Here is a 22,721-nt window from a genome sequence, read left to right on the forward strand (position 1 = left end):
AGCCGGCGGCGCCTAGCGGCGCCGCCGGAACAGGGAGCGCATCTGCCGCTTCAGGCTGGGCGGCCGCTCGGGATCGACCAGGTCGCTCTCCGCCAGGGTCTCCTCGGCGGCGCTCAGTTCCCGCAGCGGCAGGGGCTGCAGCCGGCGCCCACCCGAGGCCAGCGCCTCCACCGCGCCGATCAGCGAGCCGTGCTTCCCGACCGCCGCCACGACGGCTTCCGGATCATGGTCGAGATGCTCCGCCAGCAGCCGGTGCCGCAGCGCCAGGATGGCCTGCCGCGTCGCCTCCGGATCGGCGGCCATGGTGGCATCCACCGCCAGGTCGCACTCGGTGTCGTGCCCCATCGAGCGGTTGTTGAGGTTGGCGGAGCCGATCTTCAGCACACGGTCGTCCATGATCATGATCTTGGCGTGCACATAGATCGGCGTGCCCGCCTCGTTCACCGGGTGCAGGATGCGGAAGCGCCCGTACCGGTCCGCCTTGCGCACCATGTGCACCAGCCGCACCCGCGCCGCGTCCATCGTTGCCTGCTCCAGCCAGCCATCGGCGGATTCCGGGTTGATCAGCAGGATCTCCGGCCCGTCCGGCTCCCGCAGCCGCGCCGCCATGGCCTCGGCCACACGGCGGGAGGCGAAGTACTGGCTCTCGATGTAGAGGCTCTGCCGCGCCGTGGCGATCAGCCGCAGCGTCAGCGCCTCGATCTCGCTCACCTGCGGCTCCTCCTGGTAAGCCGCCATGGTGCGGGCGATGCCGACCTCCACCTGCTGCAGCAGCGGCTCCAGCTCCTCCGGCCAGCTCGGCCCCTCGCCCGGCGCGGCGGGCCAGTCCTCGCCCGTGGCGCGCTTCCAGCGCTCGCGGGCCAGCTCGCCCAGCGCCCGGGCCAGCGGGCCGTCGGCGCAGGTGGTGGCGTCGTGCCAGGGGGGGAGGGGCTTGCCGCCGGGCGTGTGCCGGGCCGGGGCATCCTCGGCATGTTCCGGTGTGTCCCACCGGCCCACCGTCATGTCGATGCCGCCGCAGAAGGCCAGCGCGTCATCCACCACCAGCAGCTTCTGGTGGTGCGCGGCGGTGGGCGGGTGGGCGCCGTCCAGCTTCATCCGCACCCGGTGTCCGAACAGCCAGCGCAGGAAATAAGCCGGCGTCTCGCCCCGGCCCAGCGATTGCAGCAGGCCGAGATCCCATTTCAGGATGCCGATGCGCAGCGAGTTCCGGCGCTTGGCGAGCCAGTTGAGGAAGGCGCCGACGCGGTTCGGGCCCTCCAGCGTCTGGCCCTGTGGCTCCAGGGTGATGCGGGCGTCGAAATCCCAGCCGACCAGGATGACGCTGTTTTGGGCCCGCAGCATGGCCTGCTTGGCCGTCCGGAAATAGTCCGACGCATCCACCAGCACGGCCAGTTTGTCAGCCCGCGCCACCCGCCAGCAGGTCTCGCCGGGAACCAGCAGGGGCGTGGCGGCGTCGTTCGGCACAGGCGGTCTCCTCGGGAGGGGATACCAGGGGCAGCGGCCCAGCTTCGGCTGAAAAGCGCCGCCGCCGGGAGGTTTTCATGGACTTTTGTCCATGTTCCTCCCGGCGCATGTCTCAGGCCGGCAGGCGGACCAGGGCGCGCAACCCGCCCAGCGGGCTGCCCTGCAACACGATATCCCCGCCATGGGCGCGGGCGATATCGCGGGCGATCGCCAGGCCCAGCCCGGTGCCGCCGGCGGAGAAGCTGGTGAAGGGCCGGAACGCCTCCTCCCGCGCCTGCTCGGGAATGCCGGGGCCGTCATCGTCCACCGAGATCATCACCCACCGGCCGGTGGAGCGGCCGCTTTCCTCGCGCGGCGCCTCGGTAACGGCCACGGCGATGCGGCGGGCATGGCGGCGGGCATTGTCCAGCAGGTTGCCGAGGCAGCGGCGCAGCGCATCCACCCGCAGCGGCAGCACCAGCGCCTCCGGCGCCTCCACCGAGACGATGGCGCCGTCCCGCTGCGTCCGCGCGGCGAGGTCGCGCACCAGCTCGGTGAGGTCGGCGGGCTGCGACTGCTCCGTCCCCTCCCCGCGCGCGAAGGCGAGGTAGGTGGCGATCATCCGCTCCATCTCCGCCACATCCTCGGTCATGGCGGCGGCATCCTCCTCGGCGCCGGCGGGCAGCATGGCCAGGCTGAGGCGCAGCCGCGTCAGCGGCGTGCGCAGATCGTGGCTGATGCCGGCCAGCATCTCCGTCCGCTGGCCGATGAAGCGGCGGATGCGCGCCTGCATCTGGTTGAAGGCCGCCGCCGCCTGCCGCACCTCGGAGGCCCCCTCGGGCTTGATCGGCCCCACCTCGCGGCCCAGCCCGAAGGCCTCGGCGGCGCTGGCCAGCCGCCGGATGGCGCGCACCTGGTTCTTCATGAACAGGGCGGCGACGAAGAACAGCAGCAGCGAGGTGCCGACCAGCCAGATGACGAACAGGTAGAGCGTGCCGAAGAACAGCCGCTTGCGCGGCGCCTCCACATGCAGCACCCCATCCGGCATCTGCACGCGGATGATGACGCTGCGCGGGTCGGACTGCCAGTCGGTGTCGAAGGGCAGGCCGACGCGCTCGCGCAGCGCCTGTGCCAGGTCCCCCTCCAGCGGCAGGATCGGCAGCCAACTCTGCCGCTGGCCGGGGATGGCGATGGTGGCGTCCGGCTCGAAGGCCAGGGAGAGGTCCATCCGCCAGGCCGCCTCGCGGAAGATCCAGCCCCGCTCCACCTCGCGCGGGTGGCGGCTGAGCAGCTCCACCACCATGCCGACATCCCCCGCCACACCTCCCGCCAGCCGGCGCGAGATGACGTCGAGATGCCCGCCATAGAAAAGCTGCAGCGCCACGCCCTGCAGGATCAGCAGCGGCAGCAGGATGATGAGCAGGGCGCGCCCCAGCAGGCCGCGGGGCAGCAGCCCGCGCAGCGGCGTGCCGAGCTTCCGCAGCGCGCGGCGCATCAGGGGCGGGGCGGGCTTCATATGCCGGGCTTCAGCACATAGCCGCGGTGCCGCACCGTCTGCAGGAAGCGCGGCTCACGCGGGTCGGGCTCGATCTTGCGGCGCAGGCGGGTCACCTGCACGTCGATGGCGCGCTCCCCCGCCTCTGGCGTGCCGAGGGCGGCGGCGATCTCCTCGCGCGTCAGCACCTCGCCGGCGCGGCGGGCCAGCGCCGAGAGCAGCGCCGCCTCGCCGCCGGTCAGGCGCTGGCTGCCATCGGGGCCGCGCAGCTCGCCGCGCTCGGGGTCGAACCAGTGGGGGCCGAGCTGCACCGGCGCCAGCGGCAGGCTGGCCGGCAGCGCCGGCGCCACCCGCCGCAGGATGGTGCGGATGCGCAGCGCCAGCTCGCGCGGCTCGAAGGGCTTGGCCAGGTAGTCGTCCGCGCCGCGCTCGAAGCCGGCGATGCGGTCGTCCGGCGCGCCGGCGGCGGTGAGCATCAGGATCGGCACCTCGTGCCCCTCCCGCCGCAGCCCCTCGGTGAGGTCGAGGCCGGATTCGCCGGGCATCATCACATCCACCACCAGCAGGTCGAAGGCCATGGCCTGCAACGCCTGGCGCGCCGCCGCGGCGTCGGCCGCCGCGCTGACGCGGAAGCCCTGCTCCGAGAGGAAGCGCTGCAGCAGGTTGCGCAGCCGCGCATCGTCATCCACCACCAGCAGGTGCGGCTCGGCGCCGCCGCCCGGCCCTGCGCCGCTCATGCCGCGCTCCGGGGCTTGGCGCCGGCCGGGCGCGCCACCTCGGGCAGGGCGCGGTCGAGCTGGGCGCGGGCCTCGGGGCCCATCAGCCCGCGCATGACGCGGCGGAACCCCTCCACCGCCACCGGCCCGGCCTCGCGGTAGGCGCGCATCACCCATTCCCGCTGCCGCTCGAACAGGCGCTTCTCCAGCGCCTCGCCCTTCTCGGTCAGCGAAAGCAGGCGCTGGCGGCGGTCGTTGCGCCCAGGTGCCTGCACAACATAGCCCTCCTCCACCAGCGGGTTCAGCACCCGGCCCAGCGACTGCTTGGTGATGCCGAGGATCGCCAGCAATTCGCCCACCGTGATGCCGGGGCGGCGGCCGACGAAGTGCAGCACGCGGTGATGCGCCCGGCCCATGCCGAGCTCGGCCAGGATGGCGTCGGGGCCGGCGGTGAAGTCGCGATAGCCGAAGAACAGCAGGTCCTGGGCGAGCCGGAGCTCCTCCTCGCGCAGGAACAGGAGCTGGCGTCCAGCGCCCACGGGCTTCGCGTCCGGTGCTTCAGGCATTGCAGTCATGCTTCCCTGTTGGGTCAGCGTCATTGACACATCGAACGGGTAATTTTACCGTCGCCTTATTCAGCGCAATTATGTTGCGCAGACAAGAGCCGGAGGATGGCACACATGGCGCTGGTTCCCTTTGACGACCGTGACGGCTGGATCTGGATGGACGGCCAGATGGTCCCCTGGCGGGATGCCAAGCTGCACGTCCTGACCCACGGGCTGCATTATGCCAGCGGTGTGTTCGAGGGCGAACGGGCCTATGGCGGAAATATCTTCAAGCTGCGCGAGCACACGGAGCGGCTGATCGCCTCCGGCCGCATCCTCGGCTTCGAGATCCCCTACACCGCCGAGGAGATCGACGCCGCCTGCATCGCCGTGATGCAGAAGAACGGCCTGACCGACGCCTATATCCGCCCCCTCGCCTGGCGCGGCTCGGAGATGCTGGCGGTCTCGGCGCAGCAGACGAAGATCCATCTGGCGATCGCCACCTGGGCCTGGCCGAACCTGTTCGGCGACAACCGCATGAAGGGCGTGCGCCTCGGCATGGCGCCCTGGCGCCGCCCGGCGCCCGACACGGCGCCAACCGCCAGCAAGGCCGCCGGCCTCTACATGATCGGCACGCTCTCGAAGCACGCCGCCGAGGCGCAGGGCTACGACGACGCGCTGATGCTGGACTACAAGGGGGATGTGGCGGAGGCGACCGGCGCCAACGCCTTCTTCGTCTTCGACGGCGAGCTGCACACGCCGACGCCCATCTGCTTCCTCGACGGCATCACCCGCCGCACGGTGATGGGGCTGGCGCGGCAGAAGCAGATCAAGGTGGTGGAGCGCACCATCCGGCTGGAGGAGATCGGGCAGGCCAGCGAGGTGTTCCTGGCCGGCACGGCGGCCGAGGTGACTCCGGTGCGGGTGATCGGCGAGCACAGCTACACGCCCGGCGCCATCACCGAGACGCTGCTGCGCGACTACGAGGCGCTGGTGCGCCTGAGCCCGGAGGAGGTGGCGCGCCGCGCCGCCTGACCGGGCCGGCGGACGGCCGGCGGCCCGCCCTGGCGGCGGGCCGTCAGCCGATGATCAGGGCCAGGGCCACCAGGACCAGCACAGCCACCCCGCCCCCGATCAGGGCGAGGCCCAGTCGGGAGCGGCTGCCCGGGCCGACGGTCTGCTCGATGCTGCCGCCCCGCGCCAGCCCGACGGCATTGCCGGGCTGCTGCGTCTCCAGCCTCCGGGCCTGCGCCACCTGCTCGAGGGTGGGCGAAACGCCGGCCGCCTCGTCATCGGCGCCGAGCGGCGCGGCGGCGGGGTCGTGGAACGCCACCTTGTCTCCGGTGCGGCCGCTGTCGATCTCGTGCCGCAGGCGGTCGGTCTGCACCGGTGCCTCTTTCTCGCGCATCGCCCTGTTCTCCATGCGAAAAGGGGGCGTCGTGCCCCCTTTGCCGTTTTCCGCTTTCCGCCGCAGGCAGGCCGCCGTCAGCGGCCGCCGCTGTTCTGCCCGCCCTTGCGGCCGGCTTCCGAAGCGCGTTCCCGGTCCTGCGCGAAATTGCCGCCGCTGGCCTGCCCGCCCTTCTGCCCCGCCTCAGAAGCCCGCTGCGGGTTGTTGGCGAAGTTGCCCCCGCTCTTCTGGCCGCCCTTGCGGCCCGCCTCGGCGGCCAGCGCAGGGTCCCGGGAGAAGCTGCGCTGCCCGGGCGGCACGCTCTGCCCGCCCCTGGAGGCGATTTCGTGCTGCCTGTCCGAATCCATCGACGCGAAGCCACGGTTCGAACTGTTCTGGTTGGTCACGGGGTTGTCCCTTCCGTTGTGAACAGTCGCCGACGATGAACCGGCCCTCCCGCGCTCCGGTTCCCGGAAAAGCCCCCGGCCTTTTCCGCCCCGCCCTGCCCGCCATGGCCGGCACGGCTTCCGCTCGCGGAGCCCAGGGGCCAGAATGCGCCGCCACGCCAGGGAGCACCCACCACCGATGAACTGGACCGACGCCACCGCCCGAGCCGCGCTGCGGCGCGTGTTCGACGCCGCCATCCGCGCCGCCGACCCGCGCGCCATCCTGGCGAGCCACCTGCCGCCGCAGCCCCGCGGGCGGGTGGTGGTGGTGGGCGCCGGCAAGTCGGCCGCGGTGATGGCGGCGGCGGTGGAGGCCGCCTGGCCGGGGGCCGATCTCTCCGGCCTCGTCATCACCCGCTACGGGCATGCGGTGCCCACGGCCCGCATCCGCGTGGTCGAGGCCAGCCACCCGGTGCCGGACGCCGCCGGCGCCGCCGCCGCCGCCGAGGTGCTGCGCGCCGTGCAGGGCCTGACGGCGGACGACCTGGTGCTGGCGCTGATCTCGGGCGGCGGCTCCTCGCTGATGGCGCTGCCCGCCGAGGGGCTGACGCTGGAGGACAAGCAGGCGGTCAACCGCGCCCTGCTCGCCTCCGGCGCCACCATCCACGAGATGAACTGCGTCCGCCGCCACCTCTCCGCCATCAAGGGCGGGCGGCTGGCGGCGGCGGCGCATCCCGCGCGGGTGCTGACGCTGGCCATCTCCGACGTGCCGGGGGACGATCCCACCGTCATCGCCTCCGGCCCCACCGTGCCGGACCCGTCGAGCTTCGCCGAGGCGCGTGGCATCGTGGCGCATTACGGCATCGGCCTGCCGCCCGCCGTGGCCGCGCATCTCGCGGCCGCCGCCGACGAGACGCCCAAGCCCGGCGACCCGCGCCTGGCCGGCGCCGAATTCCGCATGATCGCGACGCCGCAGATGGCGCTGGAAGCCGCCGCCGCCGAGGCGCGCGCCCTGGGCCTCACCCCCCTGCTGCTGGGCGATGCGCTGGAGGGCGAGGCGGCGGTGCTGGGCACGGCGCTGGCCGGCATCGCCCGCAGCGTCCGCGCCCATGGCCACCCTGTGGCGGCGCCCGCCCTGCTGCTCTCCGGCGGCGAGACCACGGTGACCATCCGCCCCGGCACGCCCCAGGGGCGCCCCGGTGGCGGCCGCGGCGGGCGCAACGGGGAATGCCTGCTGGGCTTCACCCTCGCCGCCGCCGGCCAGCCCGGCACCTGGGCGCTGATGGGCGACACGGACGGCATCGACGGCTCGGAGGAGAATGCCGGCGCCATCGCCGCGCCCGACACGCTGGCCCGCGCCACGGCGGCCGGGCTCGACGCGCGCGCGCTGCTGGCGGCGCATGACAGCTTCGGCCTTTTTCACGGATTGGGCGATACCATCGTCACCGGGCCGACACTGACGAATGTTAACGACTTCCGTGCCATCCTGATTGCCTGACGGCGCCTCTGCCGCCATGTGCCGGGCTCAAACTGCCCGGCCTTTCCTCTCATGCCGGGCTGAAGCCCGAGACAGAAGGATACTCCCTTGCCGCCGCGCATCCCGCTCCGCCGCCACCGCCGCACCAAGATCGTCGCCACGCTGGGCCCGGCCAGCTCCACGCCGGAGGTGCTGGAGCGCCTCTACCGCGGCGGCGCCGACGTGTTCCGGCTCAACTTCAGCCATGGCAGCCACGAGGACCACGCGGCGCGCATCGAGATGATCCGCGCGCTGGAGAAGAAGGTGGGCCGGCCCATCGGCATCCTGGCCGATGTGCAGGGGCCGAAGCTGCGCGTCGGGCGGTTCCAGGGCGGGCGGGTGCAGTTGCAGACCGGCCAGCGCTTCCGCCTCGACATGAGCGCCACGCCGGGCGACGTGCGCCGCGTGCAGCTGCCGCATGCCGAGATCATGGACGCGGCCCGCATCGGCACCACCCTGCTGCTCGATGACGGCAAGCTGCGCCTGCGCGTGGTGCACAAGCGGGACGACCACCTGGAGACCGAGATCCTGGTCGGCGGCCCGCTCTCCGACCGCAAGGGCGTGAACGTGCCGGACGTGGCGCTGCCCATCCCGGCGCTGACCGAGAAGGACCGTGCCGACCTCGACTTCGTGCTGCCGCTCGGCATCGAGTATGTCGGCCTCTCCTTCGTGCAGCGCCCCGAGGACGTGGCCGAGGCCAAGGCCATCGCCGATGGCCGCGCCTGGGTGATGGTGAAGATGGAGAAGCCCCAGGCGGTCGAGAATCTCGAGGGCATTCTGGCGCTCACCGACTGCGTCATGGTGGCGCGCGGCGACCTCGGCGTGGAATGCCCGCCCGAGGAGGTGCCGCTGATCCAGAAGCGCATCGTCCGCGCCGCCCGCGCCCTCGGCAAACCGGTGGTGGTGGCGACGCAGATGCTGGAGAGCATGATCACCGCCCCCGCCCCCACCCGCGCCGAGGCCTCCGACGTCGCCACCGCCGTGTTCGACGGGGCGGACGCGGTGATGCTCTCGGCCGAGAGCGCCGCCGGTCAGTTCCCCTTCGAGGCGGTGAACATGATGGACCGCATCCTGACCCGCGTGGAGCAGGATGATGGCTGGCGCCAGATCACTGATGCCGCCCGCCCCGCGCCGGAGAAGAACTCGGCCGGCGCCATCGCCGCCGCCGCCCGCCAGGTGGCCGAGACGATCGAGGCGGAGGTGATCGCCACCTTTACCGCCACCGGCTCCACCACGCTGCGCGTGGCGCGGGAGCGGCCCGGCAGCCCGATCCTGGGCCTGACTTCCAGCGAGGCCACCTCGCGCCGCATGGCGGTGGTGTGGGGCGTCCACCCCCTGCTCTCGGCCGAGCCGCACTCGATGACGGACATGGTGCACAAGGCAGTGCGCGCGGCCCAGGCGGAAGGCTTCGCCAGCACGGGGGATGAGGTGGTGGTCACCGCCGGCGTGCCCTTCGGGACGCCGGGGACGACCAACGCGCTGCGCGTGGCCGTGGTGAAGTAGAAAAGGCAAGGCCGGGGGAAGGAATTCCCCCGGACCCCCATCTTTTTTCTGTCAGCTTGCCGCTTCGCGGTCGAGCAGGGCGCGCTTGCGCGGCAGGCCCCAGCGGTAGCCGGTGAGGCTGCCGTCCCGGCCAATCACGCGGTGGCAGGGCACCGCCAGCGCCACCGGGTTGGCGCCGCAGGCCGCCGCCACCGCCCGCACGGCGCGCGGCTGGCCGATGCGCGCCGCCAGATCGGAATAGGTGGTGGTGCGGCCGGGCGGGATGTCCGTCAGCGCCTGCCAGACGCGGTGCTGGAAGGCGGTGCCGCGCAGATCCAGCGGCAGGGCGCGGGCGGCGTGCGGCTCCTCGATCAGCGCGACCACGGCGCGCAGTTCCGCCGCCATGGCTCCGTCGCCCGGAAGCAATCGCGCCTGTGGGAAGCGGGCGGCCAGCTCCCCCTCCAGCGTCGGCTCATCCGGGCCGAAGGCGATGCGGCAGAGGCCCTTCTCCGTGCGCGCCACCAGCAGCAGGCCGAGCGGCGATTCCGTGAAGGCGTAGCGGATCTCCTCCCCCGCCCCGCCACGCCGGGCGGCGCCGGGCGTCATGCCGAGCAGCCGGCCGGGTCGCTCATAGACACGGCTCTCGCTGCCGAAGCCGGCCTCCGCCACCGCATCGGCCACGCGGGTGCCCCCGGCCAGGGCGGCTTGCAGGCGGCGTGCCTTCACCGCGTCGGCATAGGCGCCGGGGGTGAGGCCGGTCACCGCGCGGAACAGGCGCAGGAAGTGGTGCTTCGCGTAGCCGGCGCGGGCGGCCAGCACCGCCAGGGGCGGCAGGGTCTCCGCTTCCTCGATCAGCGCGCAGGCGGCGCGCACCGCCTCGGCCTGCAGGGCGGCGCGCTCGCCACGCGGGTCGCAGCGGCGGCAGGCGCGGAAGCCCGCCGCCTCGGCGCCCGCGCAATCGGCGAAGAAGCGCACGTTCCGCCGCAGCGGCAGGCGGGAGGGGCAGCCGAACCGGCAATAGACGCCCTGCGTGGTCACGGCATAGAGCATGCCGGGATTGGGCTGGCGGCCTTGCAGGGCGGACCAGAGCCGGTCGGCCTGCTGTTCCGCCGGGAGGTCCGTGACGCTGTCCATGGCGATGTCCGTGGAGGTTCCGGTGTCGGGGCTCATGGCGGGATGTGTCGCACGGGCCGGGCGGGAGCGGCCATCCGGCCGTTGCCGCGGCACGGCGCTTCAGGTGCCGGTGCCGTGCACCTTGTCGTGCAGGGCGCGCAGCCGCTCCGCCGCGCCCGGCAGGGTCGGGTGCAGGCTCACCGCCTCCTCCATCGCGCGCAGCGCGCCCTGCCTGTCCCCCACCTGCTCGCGCAGCGAGGAGAGCAGCGCCAGCGCCACGAAGTGCCGCGGCTGCAGCACCAGCACCTGCTGCAGGTCGCTCATGGCGGCCTGCATGTCGCCCAGGGCGGCCAGCGCCTGGGCGCGCATCAGCCAGGCATCGGCATGGCCGGGTTGCAGGGTGATGGCGGCGTCGAAATCCTCCACCGCGTCGGCCGGGGCCTCGGCCTCCAGGTTGCGCCGGCCGCGTTGGAGCAGCAGCGTCACGGCGGGCGAGGCACCCTGCGCCCAGAGGGTGCGGATGCGCGCGGCCAGGGCGGCGCCCGCCACCTCGTCCGGCGCCGCGGGCAGTGCGTCCAGCAGGCGCTCGACCTCCGCCTTGCGGGCTTCGGCGGTGGCGGGGCGCTGCGCCTCCGCCACCCCGGGAGGCAGCAGCGGCAGGGCCAGCAGGAGCAGGGGCAGCAATGCGGCGCGCATGGCGCCATGGTCCGGTGGCCGGGCGGTGCTCCGCAAGCAAAATCCGCCCGGCCGCCGCGCGGGTCCAGCGCGGCGCGTGGCCCGTCGCCCACAAGGTTGAAGGCCAGCACCACCAGGAAGATGGCGAGGCCGGGATAGACCGACATCCACGGCGCCTGGGTGAGGATGCGCTGCGCCGCGTTCAGCATCGAGCCCCAGGAGGCACGGGCGGCTGCTGGCCGAGGAAGGAGAACGAGGCCTCGGCGATGATCGCCTCCGCGATGGCCAGCGTGCCCCGCACCAGCAGCGGCGGGTTGCCCATGGCGCGGACGGCCTCCCCCCGGTCCATCGCCTTGGCCGCCAACGCCATGCCGCGCGCCAGGCGCATGAAGATCGGCGTGGCCGAGATGGCGATGGCCGGCAGCGCCACGGCGATGAACACCAGCCCCGCCAGCAAGCCCGGCCATGGCCAGGCGGCCGGCCGCATGCCGCCCGAGAGCTGGCGCGGATATTCCGCCGCGCGCCGCGCCGCCTCGGGGATGCGCACCTGCTCGGGCGCGGCGATGGCGGCGCCGCGCCTCGGCCGGCAGTTCGCCGATCTCCCTCCCGGCGAGGCGGAAGGTAATGGAGAGGTCGATGACCTCGGGCGCCGGCGAGTTCATGGGCCGGCACCGGCGCCGGCTGGAAGGGGGAGAGGCAGGGGCATGGTGCCGGAAACTTGCACAATCCGGGCCACGGCCGGGCCGCGCTCCGGCTTGGCAAGGCGGGGGGGCGCCCGGCAGCATGGCAGGATGCATCCGCCCCCGGCCGGCATAGCCAGCACCAGCATGGCAGGCATGGGGCAGGACGAGGAGGCTTCCCTGCCGCCGTTTCGCCACCACTTCGCGGGAAGCCGCCTCCGCCGACGCGGCCTGACACTCCCGCGCCGCCGCCGCGTTGCCGCAGCGGCACCGCCCCCACCGCTTCCGGAGACGACCCGATGACCCTGCCGCCCGCCCTGCCCTCCGCCCCCCTCAAGCGCCGCGCCGCGCTGGGGCTGGCCGCCGCCGGCCTCGCGCTCGCCCTGCCCCGCGCCCCGCGCGCGCAGGACCGCCCCATCACCATCGGCTCCAAGCTGGACACGGAGGGCGCGCTGCTCGGCGAGATGATCGCCCAGGTGCTGGAGGCGCAGAAGGTGCCGGTGCAGCGCCGCCTGCAACTCGGCCCGACGCGCATCGTCCGCGAGGCGCTGATCGCTGGCGAGATCGACCTCTACCCCGAATACACCGGCAATGGCGCCTTCTTCTTCCAGAGGGAGGATGACCCAGCCTGGCACAACGCCGCCCAGGCGGCCGAGACGGTGCGCCGGCTGGACGCCGAGCGGAACAAGCTGGTCTGGCTGAAGCCTGCGGCGGCCAACAACACCTGGGCCATCGCCGTGCGCCAGGACTTGGCGAAGCAGGCCAGCCTGAAGAGCCTGGACGATCTGGCGCGCCACCTGAAGGCGGATGGCGCCTTCAAGCTCGCCGCCTCGGCCGAGTTCGTCGAGAGCCCGGCGGCGCTGCCTTCCTTCCAGAAGGCCTATGGCTTCACCCTGCCGCCCGAGCGGCTGCTGGTGCTCTCGGGCGGCGACACGGCGGTGACGATGCGCGCCGCCGCCGAGAAGCTCAACGGCGTCAACGCCGCCATGGTCTATGGCACGGACGGCGCCATCCAGGCGCTGGAGCTGGTGGTGCTGGAGGACCCGAAGGGCGCGCAGATCGTCTACCAGCCTGCCCCCGTGGTGCGGCAGGCGGTGGCCGAGCGGCTGCCGAAGCTCGGCGAATGGCTCGACCCGCTCTTCGCCTCGCTCTCGCTGGAGACGCTGCAGACGCTGAACGCCCGCATCGTGGTGGAGGGGCAGCCGGCGCGGCAGGTGGCCGCGGCGCATCTGCGCGGCCTCGGCCTCGCGCGCTGATCATGCCGCTGCGACCGGCCGCCCTCGCCGCCCGCGCCGCGCCCGAGCCCGCCGCCCCGCGGCGCGAGGCCACCGCCATGGCGCTGCTGGCGGCGGGGGCGGCGGTGTGCCCTTTCCTGCTCGGCTGGCTCTCGCTGGCGCCGAACCGGCTGCTCAGCCCCCGCCCCGCCGCCCTGCCGATGACGCCGGGCGTGACGCTGGGGCTAGGAGCCTTCCTGTTCGCCTGCCTGGCCGTGCTGCTGCTGGCGCGGCGGGAGCGGCTGCTGCCCTGGGCCGAGGCCGCCGCCGCCCTGGCGCTGACGGCGCTGCTGGCGACCCTCGGCCTCGGCGCCGGCATGGCGCTGGAGGGCGTCTCGCCGCTGGCGCGCGCCATGCCGGCGGCCGGGCCGTGGCTGGCGGTGCTGCTGCTGGCGCTGGCGGCGGGAAGCTGCGCCGCCGGGCGCGGCGGCACGCCGGCGCGCTTCCTGCTGCTCTCCGCGCTGGGGGCCGCCGGGCTGCTGGCGGCCGGGCTGCTCGACGGCCTCTCCGTGGTGCGGGAGGCGGCGGCGCGCGGGGCCGAGATCCGTGCCGCCCTCGGCCAGCACCTGCTGCTGGCCGGCGGCGCGCTGGCGCTCGCCCTGGCGCTGGCGGTGCCGCTCGGCCTGCTGGCGCTCTCCCGCCCGCGGCTGGAGGCGGTGCTGATGGCGGTGGCCAACGGCTTCCAGGTGATCCCCTCCATCGCCTTGTTCGGCCTGCTGATGGGGCCGCTGGCGGCGCTGGCGGCGGCCTTCCCCGGGCTGCGCGCCTGGGGGGTGGGTGGCATCGGGCCGGCGCCGGCCATGCTGGCCATCTCGGCCTACCTGCTGCTGCCGCTGGCCAGCGCCCTGCTGGCCGGGCTGCGCGTCGCGGGGCCCGCGCTGCTGGATGCCGCGCGCGGCCAGGGGCTGACCGCGCGCCAGACCCTGCTGCGCCTGCGCCTGCCGCTCGGGCGCGGCGTCATCCTGGGCGGGCTGCGGGTGGCGGCGGTGCAGGCGGTGGGGCTGGCCACGCTGGCGGCGCTGATCGGCGGCGGCGGCCTCGGCGCGCTGGTGTTCCAGGGCATTGGCCAGCTCGCCACCGACCTCATCCTGCTCGGCGTGCTGCCGGTGGTGGCGCTCTCGCTGCTGGTGGACGCCCTGCTGGCCGCGCTGCAATCGGCGCTGGAGGTGCCGCGATGATCCGCTTCGAGGGGGTCTCCCGCCGCTATGGCGACCGCGCCGTGGTGGACCGGGTGACGCTGGAGGTGCCCACGGGCAGCATCTGCGTGCTGCTCGGCGAGAGCGGCTCCGGCAAGTCCACGCTGATGCGCATGGTCAACCGCCTCGTCGAGCCCAGCGCCGGCCGCGTGCTGGTCTCGGGGCGGGACGTGGCGCAGGCCGAGCCGGAGGCACTGCGGCGCGGCATCGGCTATGTCATCCAGTCGGTCGGGCTGTTCCCGCACTGGCGGGTGGCGGAGAACATCGCCACCGTGCCGCGCCTGCTGGGCTGGGCGCCGGAGCGCGCCGCCGCGCGGGTGGACGAGCTGCTGGCGCTGGTGGGACTGGAGCCGGAGCGCTTCCGCGCCCGCTTCCCGCACGAGCTCTCGGGCGGGCAGGCGCAGCGCGTGGGGCTGGCGCGGGCGCTGGCCGCCGACCCGCCGCTGCTGCTGATGGACGAGCCCTTCTCCGCCCTCGACCCCGGCACGCGGCGCGACCTGCAGGCGGAGCTGCGCCGCATCCATGCCAGCACCGGCAAGACCATCCTCTTCGTCACCCATGACGTGGAGGAGGCGCTGGCGCTGGCCGATCATCTGGCGGTGCTGGAGGAGGGCCGGCTCGCCGCGCATGGCCGCCCGGCGCGGGTGCTGGAGGATGGCTCGGACCGCAGCGTGCGCCGCCTGTTCGGCGAGGAGAGCCTGGCCTTCCACCGCCTCGGCACCCTGCCCGCCGCCCGCCTCGCCCGCGACGAGGACGCGGAGGACGGCCTGCCCGTGCTGCCCGCCGCCGCCTCGCTGAAGCAGGCGCTGATGCTGATGCTGGAACAGGGCGCCGACCGCCTCGCCGTGCCGGCCGAGGCCGGCTTCCCCGGCGGCACGCTGCACTGGGCCGATTTGGTGCGCGCGGCGTGAGCCGGCCGCTCCTCTGGCTGCTGGCGCAGGCCGCCGCCTTCCTGCTGGCGCTGTGGGCGGCGCCGCGGGCGGAGGGGCTGTGGCGCTGGCTGTTCCCCGGCATCGCCCGGCCCGTGTGGGAGAGCCAGGGCTGGTTCACCCTGCTGGGCGAGCACCTGATGCTCTCGCTCGGCGCCGCGGCCATCGCCGGCGCCATCGGCCTCGGCGCCGGTATCCTGGCCACGCGGCCGGGCGGGCAGCGGCTGCGGCCGCTGCTGGACGCGGTGTTCTCCCTGGCCCAGGCCATCCCGCCCGTGGCGGTCATCGCGCTCGCCCTGCCGCTGCTGGGCTTCGGCGCGGCGCCGACGCTGCTGGCGCTGGTGCTCTATGCCAGCCTGCCGGTGATGCGCGGCGCCGTGGCCGGGCTCGATGCCGTGCCGCCCGGCGTGCTGGATGCCGCGCGCGGCACCGGCATGGGGCGTGCGGGCATCCTGGCGCGGGTGGAGCTGCCGCTGGCGCTGCCGGTGATCCAGGCGGGGCTGCGCGTCGCCGTCGTGCTCTCGATCGCCACCACGGCGGTGGGGGCCGTGGCCGGGGCGCAGTGCCTGGGCACGCCCATCGTCACCGGGCTGGCCAATGGCAACATGGCCTGGGTGGCGCAGGGCGCCGTGTTCACCGCCTGGCTGGCGCTGCTGGCGGACCGGGCGCTGCGGCTGGTGCTGGCGCGGAGCACGGGATAGGCGCGGCGGGCAGCACCAGGACTGCCGGGCCGGAGGCCCATGCGCCACACCTGCCGGAGGCTCAAGCGCCACACGTTCAGAATCCTTTACCGTCCCCGGGCATAGCCTCGCGCCACTTTCTCTCCCCCGAGGTAGCCATGCTCGATACGATCTGCGCCGCCCTCCCCCCCAGCGCGGCGGCCCGCATGGCCGCCGTCCAGGCCAGCCAGGCAGTGATCGAATTCCAGCTCGACGGCACCATCCTCGGGGCCAACGACCTGTTCCTGCGGGCCATGGGCTACACGATCGAGGAGATTCGCGGCCGGCCGCACAGCATGTTCATGGAGCCGGGCGCGCAGTCGGACCCCGCCTACCAGCTGTTCTGGCGGGAGTTGCGGGCGGGCCGCTTCCAGAGCGCCGAGTTCCGGCGGATCGCCAAGGGCGGGCGCGAGGTCTGGATCCAGGCTTCCTACTGCCCGGTGCTCAACCGCTGCGGCAGGCCGGCGCGCATCATGAAGTTCGCCACCGACATCACGGCCAGCAAGATGCTCGCGGCGGACCATGCGGGGCAGATCGCCGCCATCCACCGCTCCCGCGCCGTCATCGAGTTCGACCTGTCGGGCAAGGTGCTCACCGCGAACGAGAATTTCCTCGCCGCCACGGGCTACCGGCTGGACGAGATCGTGGGCCAGCACCACTCCATGTTCATGCACCCGGAGGAGCAGCGCCTGCCCGCCTACGAGGCCTTCTGGCAGGCGCTGCGCAACGGCCAGTACCAGGCGGCCGAGTTCCGGCGCCGGGCCAAGGGCGGCCGCGAGATCTGGATCCAGGCCATCTACAACCCGATCTTCGCGCCCTGCGGCCGGCTGATGAAGATCGTGAAATACGCCACCGACATCACCGCCACGGTACAGGCCCGGCAGCGCCGCCTGCAGATGGGGCAGGAGGTGGCCGGGGAGCTGTCCGGCATCTCCAGGGCGGCCGAGACGACCCTGCACCGCGCGGAGGCCGCGGCCCGCTCCACCGGCGAGACCCTGGGCAAGGTGCAGACCATCGCCCAATCGGCGGATGAGATGGCGAACTCCGTCTCCGAGATCAACCGGCAGGTGCGCAGCGCCTCGGAGGTGTCCCTCGCCGGCCAGGCGGAGGCGGAGCGCGCCTCGGTGACGGTGGCCGATCTGGTGCAGGCGGCCGACCGCATCGGCGAGGTGCTGGGGCTGATCGCCGCCATCGCCGGGCAGACCAACCTGCTGGCGCTGAACGCCACCATCGAGGCGGCGCGCGCCGGCGAGGCCGGCAAGGGCTTCGCCGTGGTGGCCTCCGAGGTGAAGAACCTCGCCAGCCAGACCGCCAAGGCCACCGGCGAGATCAGCAGCCAGGTGGGCCAGATGCGCAGCGCGGTGGAGCAGACGGTGGGGGCGATCCGCTCCGTGGCGCAGCGGATCGAGGCGATCTCGGACATCGCCACCGCCATCTCCAGCTCGGTGGACGAGCAGAGCATGACCACGCGGCAGATGGCCGAGAACATGACGCAGGCCGCCGGGGCGGTGGGGGCCATCAGCCAGAGCCTGCAGGGCATCAACGAGGCGGCGCAGCAGATGCAGAGCAACATCCGCAACGCCGCCGACCTGTCGCAGGCGCTGATCTCCTGAGGGGCGGGGCGCGCCGCCCCGCCCGCCGCCTACAGGCGCACCTTCAGCACCCGGCCCAGCTCGCCCACCACCCCGGCGCGGAAGGCCAGCACGCAGGCGACGAAGATGACGCCCTGGATCACCGTCACCCAGGCGCCGAACTCGGCCAGGTAGTTCTGCATGGTGACGATGACGGCCGCCCCCACCACCGGGCCGAACACCGTGCCGAGCCCGCCCACCAGCGTCATCAGCACCACCTCGCCGGACATCGCCCAGTAGACATCGGTGAGGGTGGCGATGCCGAAGAGCAACGCCTTGGTGCCGCCGGCGATGCCGGCCAGGGTGGCGGAGAGGGTGAAGGCCACCAGCTTGTAGTCGTCCGTCCGGTAGCCGAGCGAGGTGGCGCGTGGCTCGTTCTCGCGGATCGCCGTCAGCACCTGGCCGAAGGGCGAGTGGACGATGCGGTTGATGAGCAGGAAGCCGGCCAGGAAGACCGCCGCCACCACCCAGTAGAGCGACATGTCGCGGCTGAGGTCCACCACGCCGAGCAGCGCGCCGCGCGGCACGCGCTGGATGCCGTCCTCGCCGCCGGTGAAGGGCGCCTGGAGGCAGAAGAAATAGACCATCTGCGCCAGCGCCAGGGTGATCATGGCGAAGTAGATGCCCTGGCGGCGAATGGCGATCCAGCCCGCCACCACGCCAAGCCCCGCCCCCACCACGCCGCCGGCCAGGATGGCCAGCTCCGGCGTGAGGCCCCACACCTTGGCGGCATGGGCCGCGACATAGCCGCCCATGCCGAAGAACATGGCGTGCCCGAAGGAGAGCAGTCCGACATAGCCGATCAGCAGGTTGAAGGCGCAGGCGAAGAGGGCGAAGCAGAGCAGCTTCATCAGGAAGACGGGGTAGAGCAGGAACGGCCCCACCAGCAGCGCCGCCAGCATCACCAGGAAGGCGATGCTCTGCGCCCGGTTGAAGCCCAAGCCCGAGAGGCCGAGCAGCCCGGGGGATTCGGGCGCCAGCATCGCCGGCGCCGTGGATGCGTGACCACCGGCCATGGCTCAGGCCCTCCCGAACAGGCCGGCCGGCCGCGCCAGCAGCACGATGGCCATGATGACGAAGATGACGGTGGAGCTGGCCTCGGGGTAGAACACCTTGGTCAGCCCCTCGACCAGGCCGAGGCCGAAGCCGGTGACCACCGAGCCCAGGATGGAGCCCATGCCGCCGATGACCACCACGGCGAAGACGACGATGATGAGGCTCGACCCCATCTGCGGGTTCACCGAGTAGATCGGCGCCGCCAGCACCCCGGCGAAGGCGGCGAGCCCCACCCCCGCCGCGTAGGTGAGCGTGACCATGCGCGGCACGTTGACGCCGAAGGCCTGCACCAGCGCCGCGTTCTCGGTGGCCGCGCGCAGATAGGCGCCGAGCCGCGTCTTCTCGATGACGAGCCAGGTGGCGAGGCTCATCCCCAGCGCCGCCACCACCACCCAGAGGCGGTACTTCGGCAGGAACATGAAGCCGAGATCGACCGGCGGGCCGCCTAGCGCCTCGGGCGGCGCGTAGGGCAGGCCGGAGGAGCCGAACTGGTTGCGGAAGATGCCCTCGATGATCAGCGCCAGCCCGAAGGTGAGCAGCAGGCCGTAGAGGTGGTCGAGCTTGTAGAGGCGGCTGATCATCGTCTTCTCGATCAGCACGCCGAAGGCGCCGACGATCAGCGGCGAGAGCACCAGCGCCGGCCAGTAGCCGATGCCCACCCAGTTCAGCAGCATCCAGGCGACGAAGGCGCCCATCATGAACTGGGCGCCGTGGGCGAAGTTGATGACGTTCAGCATGCCGAAGATGACGGCGAGGCCGAGCGAGAGCAGCGCGTAGAAGGCGCCGTTCACCAGGCCGAGCACGATCTGCGGCAGGCCGAGCTCAATCTGGAAGAGCAATTCCTCAAGCACCGGCGAGACTTCCCGTGGCGAGCGGCTTCAGGGTCCGGCCGGGCGCACCATGGCGTACCCGGCCGGAGTGGCTGCGGAGAGGCTGGATCAGCTCTTCACCAGGCTGCAGCCGCCCTCGGAGAGCGGGCGCCAGGCCTCGTCGGCCGGGGTGGTCTGCAGCACCTTGTAGTAGTCCCAGGCGCCCTTCGATTCCTCGGGGCTCTTGACCTCGAAGAGGTAGACGGGGTGCAGCTTGCGGCCATCCTCGCGGATGCGGCCCTGCCCGAAGCAGTCATCGTCGGTCGGCATCGCCTTCATGCGCGCCACCGCCTCGGCGCCGCTGGCCTTGGCCGCCGCCACGCCCATGTCGCCCACCGCCTTCAGGTAGTGCAGCACGGAGGCGTAGCAGCCGGCATGCGACATGGCGGGGTAGTTGCCGCCCATGGCGCCCTTCACCCGGCCGGTGAAGGCGCGGGTGCGGTCGTTCAGGTCCCAATAGAAGCTCTCGGTGCAGACGAGGCCCTGCGCCGCCTTCAGCCCGAGGCTGTGCACGTCGTTGATGAACATCAGCAGCACGGCGATCTTGGTGCCGCGCCGCGTGACGCCGAACTCGGCCGCCTGCTTCACGCTGTTGATGGTGTCCGTGCCGGCATTGGCCAGGCCGATCACTTTGGCGCGGCTCTGCTGCGCCTGCAGCAGGTAGGAGGAGAAGTCGGTCGACTGCAGGGGGTGGCGCACATTGCCCAGCACCTTGCCGCCGGCCGCCTGCACGAAGCGGGTGGTGTCGCGCTCCAGCGCATGGCCGAAGGCGTAGTCGGCGGTGATGAAGAACCAGCTGTCGCCGCCCGTCTTCACCATGGCGCCGCCGGTGGACTTGGCGAGCATGTAGGTGTCGTAGGTCCAGTGCACCGTGTTCGGGCTGCACTGGGCGCCGGTGAGGTCGGTCGTGGCGCCGGTCGAGTTGAAGTAGGCCTTGTTCTTCTCGCGGACGACGGCGTTCACCGCCAGCGCCACCGCCGAGTTCGGCACGTCGAAGATGACATCGACACCGTCGCGGTCGATCCACTGGCGGGCGATGGTGGAGCCGACATCCGCCTTGTTCTGGTGGTCGGCGAAGACGACCTCGACATTCACCCCGCGCTGGGCGATGCCGGAATCCTGGATCGCCTGCCGCACACAGGCCACGGAGCCGGGCCCCGAGATCTCGCGATAGACGCCGGACTGGTCGTTCAGCACGCCGATCTTCAGCGTGTTGGCGCCCTGGGCGCGGGCGCGGCCGGGCAGGCCGGCGAGCCCCGCCCCCAGGGCGGGGGCGATGGCCGCGGCGGCGGCGGTCTTCAGCAGGCTGCGGCGATCTTGTGCCATGTCTCGGTTCTCTCCCAATGCCCCTGTCGTCCCCCGGGGCCGGGTCTGGTGCCTCCGCCGGCGCAGTGCGCCGCCGGCCGGGCGGAGGCGTGCAAGCCTGTGGCGGTCCGGGCCGGGGCGCCGGCCGGACGCCGAGAAGTCAGACGCCGAGGTAGTCGTGCAGCCGGTCCATCGCGCCGGCGAGCTCGGCATTGCTCACCGCATCGACCACGCGGCCATGCTCCACCACGTAGTGCCGGTCCGCCACCGTCTGGGCGAAGCGGAAATTCTGCTCCACCAGCAGCACGGTGAAGCCGCGCGCCTTGATCTCGCGGATGGTGCGGCCGATCTGCTGCACGATGACGGGGGCGAGGCCCTCCGTCGGCTCGTCCAGCATCAGCAGCTTGGCGCCGGTGCGCAGGATGCGGGCGATGGCCAGCATCTGCTGCTCGCCGCCCGAGAGCTTGGTGCCGGGGCTGCGCGCCCGCTCCTTCAGGTTCGGGAACAGGGCGTAGATGGCCTCGAGCTCCATGCCGCCCTCCCGCACCTTGGGCGGCAGCATCAGGTTCTCCGTCACGTCGAGGCTGGCGAAGATGCCGCGCTCCTCGGGGCAGAGGGCGATTCCGGCGCGGGCGATGCGGTCGCTGCGCGCGGCCACCAGCTCCTGCCCCTCGAAGCGCACGCTGCCGCTGCGGCGGCCGACCAGCCCCATGATGGCGCGCAGCGTGGTGGTCTTGCCGGCGCCGTTGCGGCCAAGCAGCGTCACCACCTCCCCTTCCCGCACCTCGATGTCCATGCCGTGCAGGATGTGGCTCTCGCCATACCAGGCCTGGAGGTTCTCGACCTTCAGCAGCGGCTCAGCCATGGGCGGCGGCTCCGGCGATGGAGGGATCGGTGCCGAGATAGGCGGCGACGACCTCGGGGTTGCGGGAGACGGTGGCGTAGTCCCCCTCCGCCAGCACGCGGCCGCGCGTCAGCACCGTGATGGTGTCGCACAGGCCTTCGACCACCTTCAGGTTGTGCTCCACCATCAGCACGGTGCGGCCCTGCGCCACGCGCTTCACCAGCGCCACGATGCGGTCCACATCCTCGGCCGTCATGCCGGCGGTGGGCTCGTCGAGCAGCATCATCACCGGGTCGAGCGCCAGGGTGGTGGCGATCTCCAGCGCGCGCTTGCGGCCATAGGGCAGCTGCCCCGCCGTCAGCGCGGCATAGGAGGAGAGGCCGACATCCTCGAGCAGCTCCCGCGCCCGCGAATCGTGCTGCCGCAGCACGCGGTCGGAACGCCAGAAATCGAAGCTGCCGCCGCGCTGCCGCTGCAGCGCCACGCGCACATTCTCCAGCACCGTCAGGTGCGGGAAAACGGCGGAGATCTGGAAGCTGCGCACCAGGCCGAGCCGCGCCACCTCGGCGGGCTTCATGCGGGTGATGTCGCGCCCGTCGAAGCGGATCTCGCCGCGCGTCGGCGGCAGGAACTTGGTCAGCAGGTTGAAGCAGGTCGTCTTGCCGGCGCCGTTGGGCCCGATCAGCCCATGGATGCTTCCCCGCCGGATCTGGAGCGACACGTCGCCCACGGCCACGAAGCCAAGGAACTCCTTGGTCATGCCGCGCGTCTCCAGGATGGTGTCCGTCACCCTGTGCTCCCTTTCATTGCACGCTCCCCGAGATCCCGTTCCGGGACCATTGCGACGCACAATGGACGAGGCGCAAAGCCCTCTGCAAGCAAAGCTTTCAGGGTCTGCCGCGCGGCCTCGCGGCCGCCTCAGATGGCGAAGTTCAGCGCCTCCGGCGTCGGGCGCTGCAGGCCGGCCAGGGCGGCGCGGCGCAGCAGCTCGGCCACGGTGCGGCCCGAAAGCGCCTCCAGCAGCCCCGCCTCCAGTTCCTCCCACAGCGGCATCATCACCCGCACCTGCAGGGGCGAGGGCGGCGGCGGCGCCGGCTCGGCGGCGGTGTCTCCGCCGGTGGCGGCCGCCACCACCTCCGCCAGGGTGATGTCGCGCGCCGCGCGGCCCAGCCGGTAGCCGCCCTTCGGCCCGCGCGTGCTGCCCAGGATGCCGGCGCGCGAGAGGGCCTGCAGCACCGGCTCGATACCCCGGCGCGCCTCGCCCAGGCGGTCGGCGATATCGCCCGCCGGCACGGTGCTGCCGCGCCCCGCGTGGAAAGCCACGTCCAGCACGATCGACACCGCCGTCATCGCCCGATCCCGCCGCAACAACATCGCATTCACCCCTGAACCACGCATCCGATACGTGGTATAGCCGCCCCATGCCCGAAGGAAACACCCCCCGCGCCATTCCCGGCGCC

General features: G+C 72.9%; 23 protein-coding genes. 8 read left to right on the plus strand and 15 right to left on the minus strand.

The features are described 5' to 3' along the window. Window positions 1-12: 12 nt before the first annotated feature. The 4 genes from ACFOY6_RS01820 to ACFOY6_RS01835 form a co-directional block, all read right to left on the minus strand. A complete protein-coding gene (locus tag ACFOY6_RS01820) occupies window positions 13-1,464 on the minus strand; it encodes a phospholipase D-like domain-containing protein (RefSeq protein WP_379648591.1) in 1,452 nt (483 codons plus the stop codon). Between the two features lie 112 nt (window positions 1,465-1,576). Next, entirely contained in the window at window positions 1,577-2,959 is a 1,383-nt protein-coding gene (locus tag ACFOY6_RS01825) for an ATP-binding protein (RefSeq protein WP_109517817.1), read from the minus strand. After that, window positions 2,956-3,675, minus strand: coding sequence for a response regulator (locus ACFOY6_RS01830; protein ID WP_109517816.1), 720 nt, complete (start codon window positions 3,673-3,675; stop codon window positions 2,956-2,958). The genes ACFOY6_RS01825 and ACFOY6_RS01830 overlap by 4 nt, the downstream gene beginning before the upstream one ends. Continuing rightward, window positions 3,672-4,220 (minus strand): MarR family winged helix-turn-helix transcriptional regulator, encoded by a 549-nt coding sequence (locus ACFOY6_RS01835; protein WP_379633705.1) that lies wholly within the window; start codon window positions 4,218-4,220, stop codon window positions 3,672-3,674. The genes ACFOY6_RS01830 and ACFOY6_RS01835 overlap by 4 nt, the downstream gene beginning before the upstream one ends. Window positions 4,221-4,334: 114 nt before the next feature. Here ACFOY6_RS01835 and ACFOY6_RS01840 point away from each other — a divergent pair, with 114 nt between their 5' ends. Next, entirely contained in the window at window positions 4,335-5,234 is a 900-nt protein-coding gene (locus ACFOY6_RS01840) for a branched-chain amino acid aminotransferase (RefSeq protein WP_379633703.1), read from the plus strand. Between the two features lie 43 nt (window positions 5,235-5,277). Here the strand turns inward: ACFOY6_RS01840 and ACFOY6_RS01845 are convergent, their stop codons facing one another. After that, on the minus strand, window positions 5,278-5,607 hold the full coding sequence (locus ACFOY6_RS01845; RefSeq protein ID WP_379648594.1) for a hypothetical protein: 330 nt from the start codon (window positions 5,605-5,607) through the stop codon (window positions 5,278-5,280). Window positions 5,608-5,684: 77 nt separating this feature from the next. Continuing rightward, window positions 5,685-5,993: a con-10 family general stress protein gene (locus ACFOY6_RS01850; protein ID WP_379633699.1), complete on the minus strand. Its 309-nt coding sequence runs from the start codon at window positions 5,991-5,993 to the stop codon at window positions 5,685-5,687. Window positions 5,994-6,171: 178 nt separating this feature from the next. Here ACFOY6_RS01850 and ACFOY6_RS01855 point away from each other — a divergent pair, with 178 nt between their 5' ends. Both ACFOY6_RS01855 and pyk read left to right on the plus strand, forming a co-directional pair. Continuing rightward, the gene (locus ACFOY6_RS01855) at window positions 6,172-7,470 is read left to right on the plus strand and encodes a glycerate kinase type-2 family protein (protein ID WP_379648597.1); all 1,299 of its coding nucleotides are present in this window, start codon (window positions 6,172-6,174) and stop codon (window positions 7,468-7,470) included. An 87-nt stretch (window positions 7,471-7,557) separates the two neighbouring features. After that, entirely contained in the window at window positions 7,558-8,991 is a 1,434-nt protein-coding gene (gene pyk, locus ACFOY6_RS01860) for a pyruvate kinase (RefSeq protein ID WP_109517811.1), read from the plus strand. A 51-nt stretch (window positions 8,992-9,042) separates the two neighbouring features. On the opposite strand, the gene ada is transcribed toward pyk, so the two are convergent. The 3 genes from ada to ACFOY6_RS01875 all read right to left on the minus strand — a co-directional run bounded on the left by ada (window position 9,043) and on the right by ACFOY6_RS01875 (window position 11,305). Continuing rightward, complete coding sequence (ada, locus tag ACFOY6_RS01865) at window positions 9,043-10,140, minus strand: bifunctional DNA-binding transcriptional regulator/O6-methylguanine-DNA methyltransferase Ada (protein WP_379648599.1); 1,098 nt, start codon at window positions 10,138-10,140, stop codon at window positions 9,043-9,045. A gap of 63 nt (window positions 10,141-10,203) precedes the next feature. After that, a complete protein-coding gene (locus ACFOY6_RS01870) occupies window positions 10,204-10,779 on the minus strand; it encodes a tetratricopeptide repeat protein (RefSeq protein ID WP_109517810.1) in 576 nt (191 codons plus the stop codon). 181 nt (window positions 10,780-10,960) lie between these two features. Then, entirely contained in the window at window positions 10,961-11,305 is a 345-nt protein-coding gene (locus tag ACFOY6_RS01875; protein WP_245906455.1) for a hypothetical protein, read from the minus strand. A gap of 432 nt (window positions 11,306-11,737) precedes the next feature. On the opposite strand from ACFOY6_RS01875, the gene osmF reads away from it, so the two are divergent. The 5 genes from osmF (at window position 11,738) to ACFOY6_RS01900 (ending at window position 17,169) form a co-directional block, all read left to right on the plus strand. Next, a complete protein-coding gene (osmF, locus tag ACFOY6_RS01880; protein ID WP_379648602.1) occupies window positions 11,738-12,694 on the plus strand; it encodes a glycine betaine ABC transporter substrate-binding protein OsmF in 957 nt (318 codons plus the stop codon). 2 nt (window positions 12,695-12,696) lie between these two features. Beyond that, window positions 12,697-13,890, plus strand: coding sequence for an ABC transporter permease subunit (locus tag ACFOY6_RS01885; protein WP_379648604.1), 1,194 nt, complete (start codon window positions 12,697-12,699; stop codon window positions 13,888-13,890). Next, window positions 13,887-14,819 carry an ABC transporter ATP-binding protein gene (locus ACFOY6_RS01890; RefSeq protein WP_109517807.1) on the plus strand — a complete coding sequence of 311 codons (933 nt, stop codon included), beginning with the start codon at window positions 13,887-13,889 and terminating at the stop codon, window positions 14,817-14,819. Before ACFOY6_RS01885 ends, ACFOY6_RS01890 begins: the two co-directional genes overlap by 4 nt. Beyond that, window positions 14,816-15,538: an ABC transporter permease gene (locus ACFOY6_RS01895; RefSeq protein ID WP_109517806.1), complete on the plus strand. Its 723-nt coding sequence runs from the start codon at window positions 14,816-14,818 to the stop codon at window positions 15,536-15,538. Before ACFOY6_RS01890 ends, ACFOY6_RS01895 begins: the two co-directional genes overlap by 4 nt. A gap of 137 nt (window positions 15,539-15,675) precedes the next feature. Beyond that, a complete protein-coding gene (locus tag ACFOY6_RS01900; protein WP_379648607.1) occupies window positions 15,676-17,169 on the plus strand; it encodes a methyl-accepting chemotaxis protein in 1,494 nt (497 codons plus the stop codon). Between the two features lie 29 nt (window positions 17,170-17,198). Here the strand turns inward: ACFOY6_RS01900 and ACFOY6_RS01905 are convergent, their stop codons facing one another. The 6 genes from ACFOY6_RS01905 to ACFOY6_RS01930 form a co-directional block, all read right to left on the minus strand. Then, on the minus strand, window positions 17,199-18,203 hold the full coding sequence (locus tag ACFOY6_RS01905; RefSeq protein ID WP_379648609.1) for a branched-chain amino acid ABC transporter permease: 1,005 nt from the start codon (window positions 18,201-18,203) through the stop codon (window positions 17,199-17,201). Window positions 18,204-18,206: 3 nt separating this feature from the next. Continuing rightward, window positions 18,207-19,094 carry a branched-chain amino acid ABC transporter permease gene (locus ACFOY6_RS01910; RefSeq protein ID WP_109517804.1) on the minus strand — a complete coding sequence of 296 codons (888 nt, stop codon included), beginning with the start codon at window positions 19,092-19,094 and terminating at the stop codon, window positions 18,207-18,209. An 87-nt stretch (window positions 19,095-19,181) separates the two neighbouring features. Further along, window positions 19,182-20,438, minus strand: coding sequence for an ABC transporter substrate-binding protein (locus ACFOY6_RS01915; protein ID WP_379648611.1), 1,257 nt, complete (start codon window positions 20,436-20,438; stop codon window positions 19,182-19,184). A 139-nt stretch (window positions 20,439-20,577) separates the two neighbouring features. Further along, complete coding sequence (locus ACFOY6_RS01920; protein WP_109517802.1) at window positions 20,578-21,282, minus strand: ABC transporter ATP-binding protein; 705 nt, start codon at window positions 21,280-21,282, stop codon at window positions 20,578-20,580. Beyond that, window positions 21,275-22,051 (minus strand): ABC transporter ATP-binding protein, encoded by a 777-nt coding sequence (locus ACFOY6_RS01925; protein ID WP_456316924.1) that lies wholly within the window; start codon window positions 22,049-22,051, stop codon window positions 21,275-21,277. The genes ACFOY6_RS01920 and ACFOY6_RS01925 overlap by 8 nt, the downstream gene beginning before the upstream one ends. 128 nt (window positions 22,052-22,179) lie before the next feature. Beyond that, complete coding sequence (locus ACFOY6_RS01930; protein ID WP_109517801.1) at window positions 22,180-22,635, minus strand: Rrf2 family transcriptional regulator; 456 nt, start codon at window positions 22,633-22,635, stop codon at window positions 22,180-22,182. Window positions 22,636-22,721 lie beyond the last annotated feature (86 nt).

It is taken from the genome of Teichococcus aestuarii (assembly GCF_042651065.1).
Taxonomy (GTDB): Bacteria; Pseudomonadota; Alphaproteobacteria; order Acetobacterales; family Acetobacteraceae; genus Pseudoroseomonas; species Pseudoroseomonas aestuarii.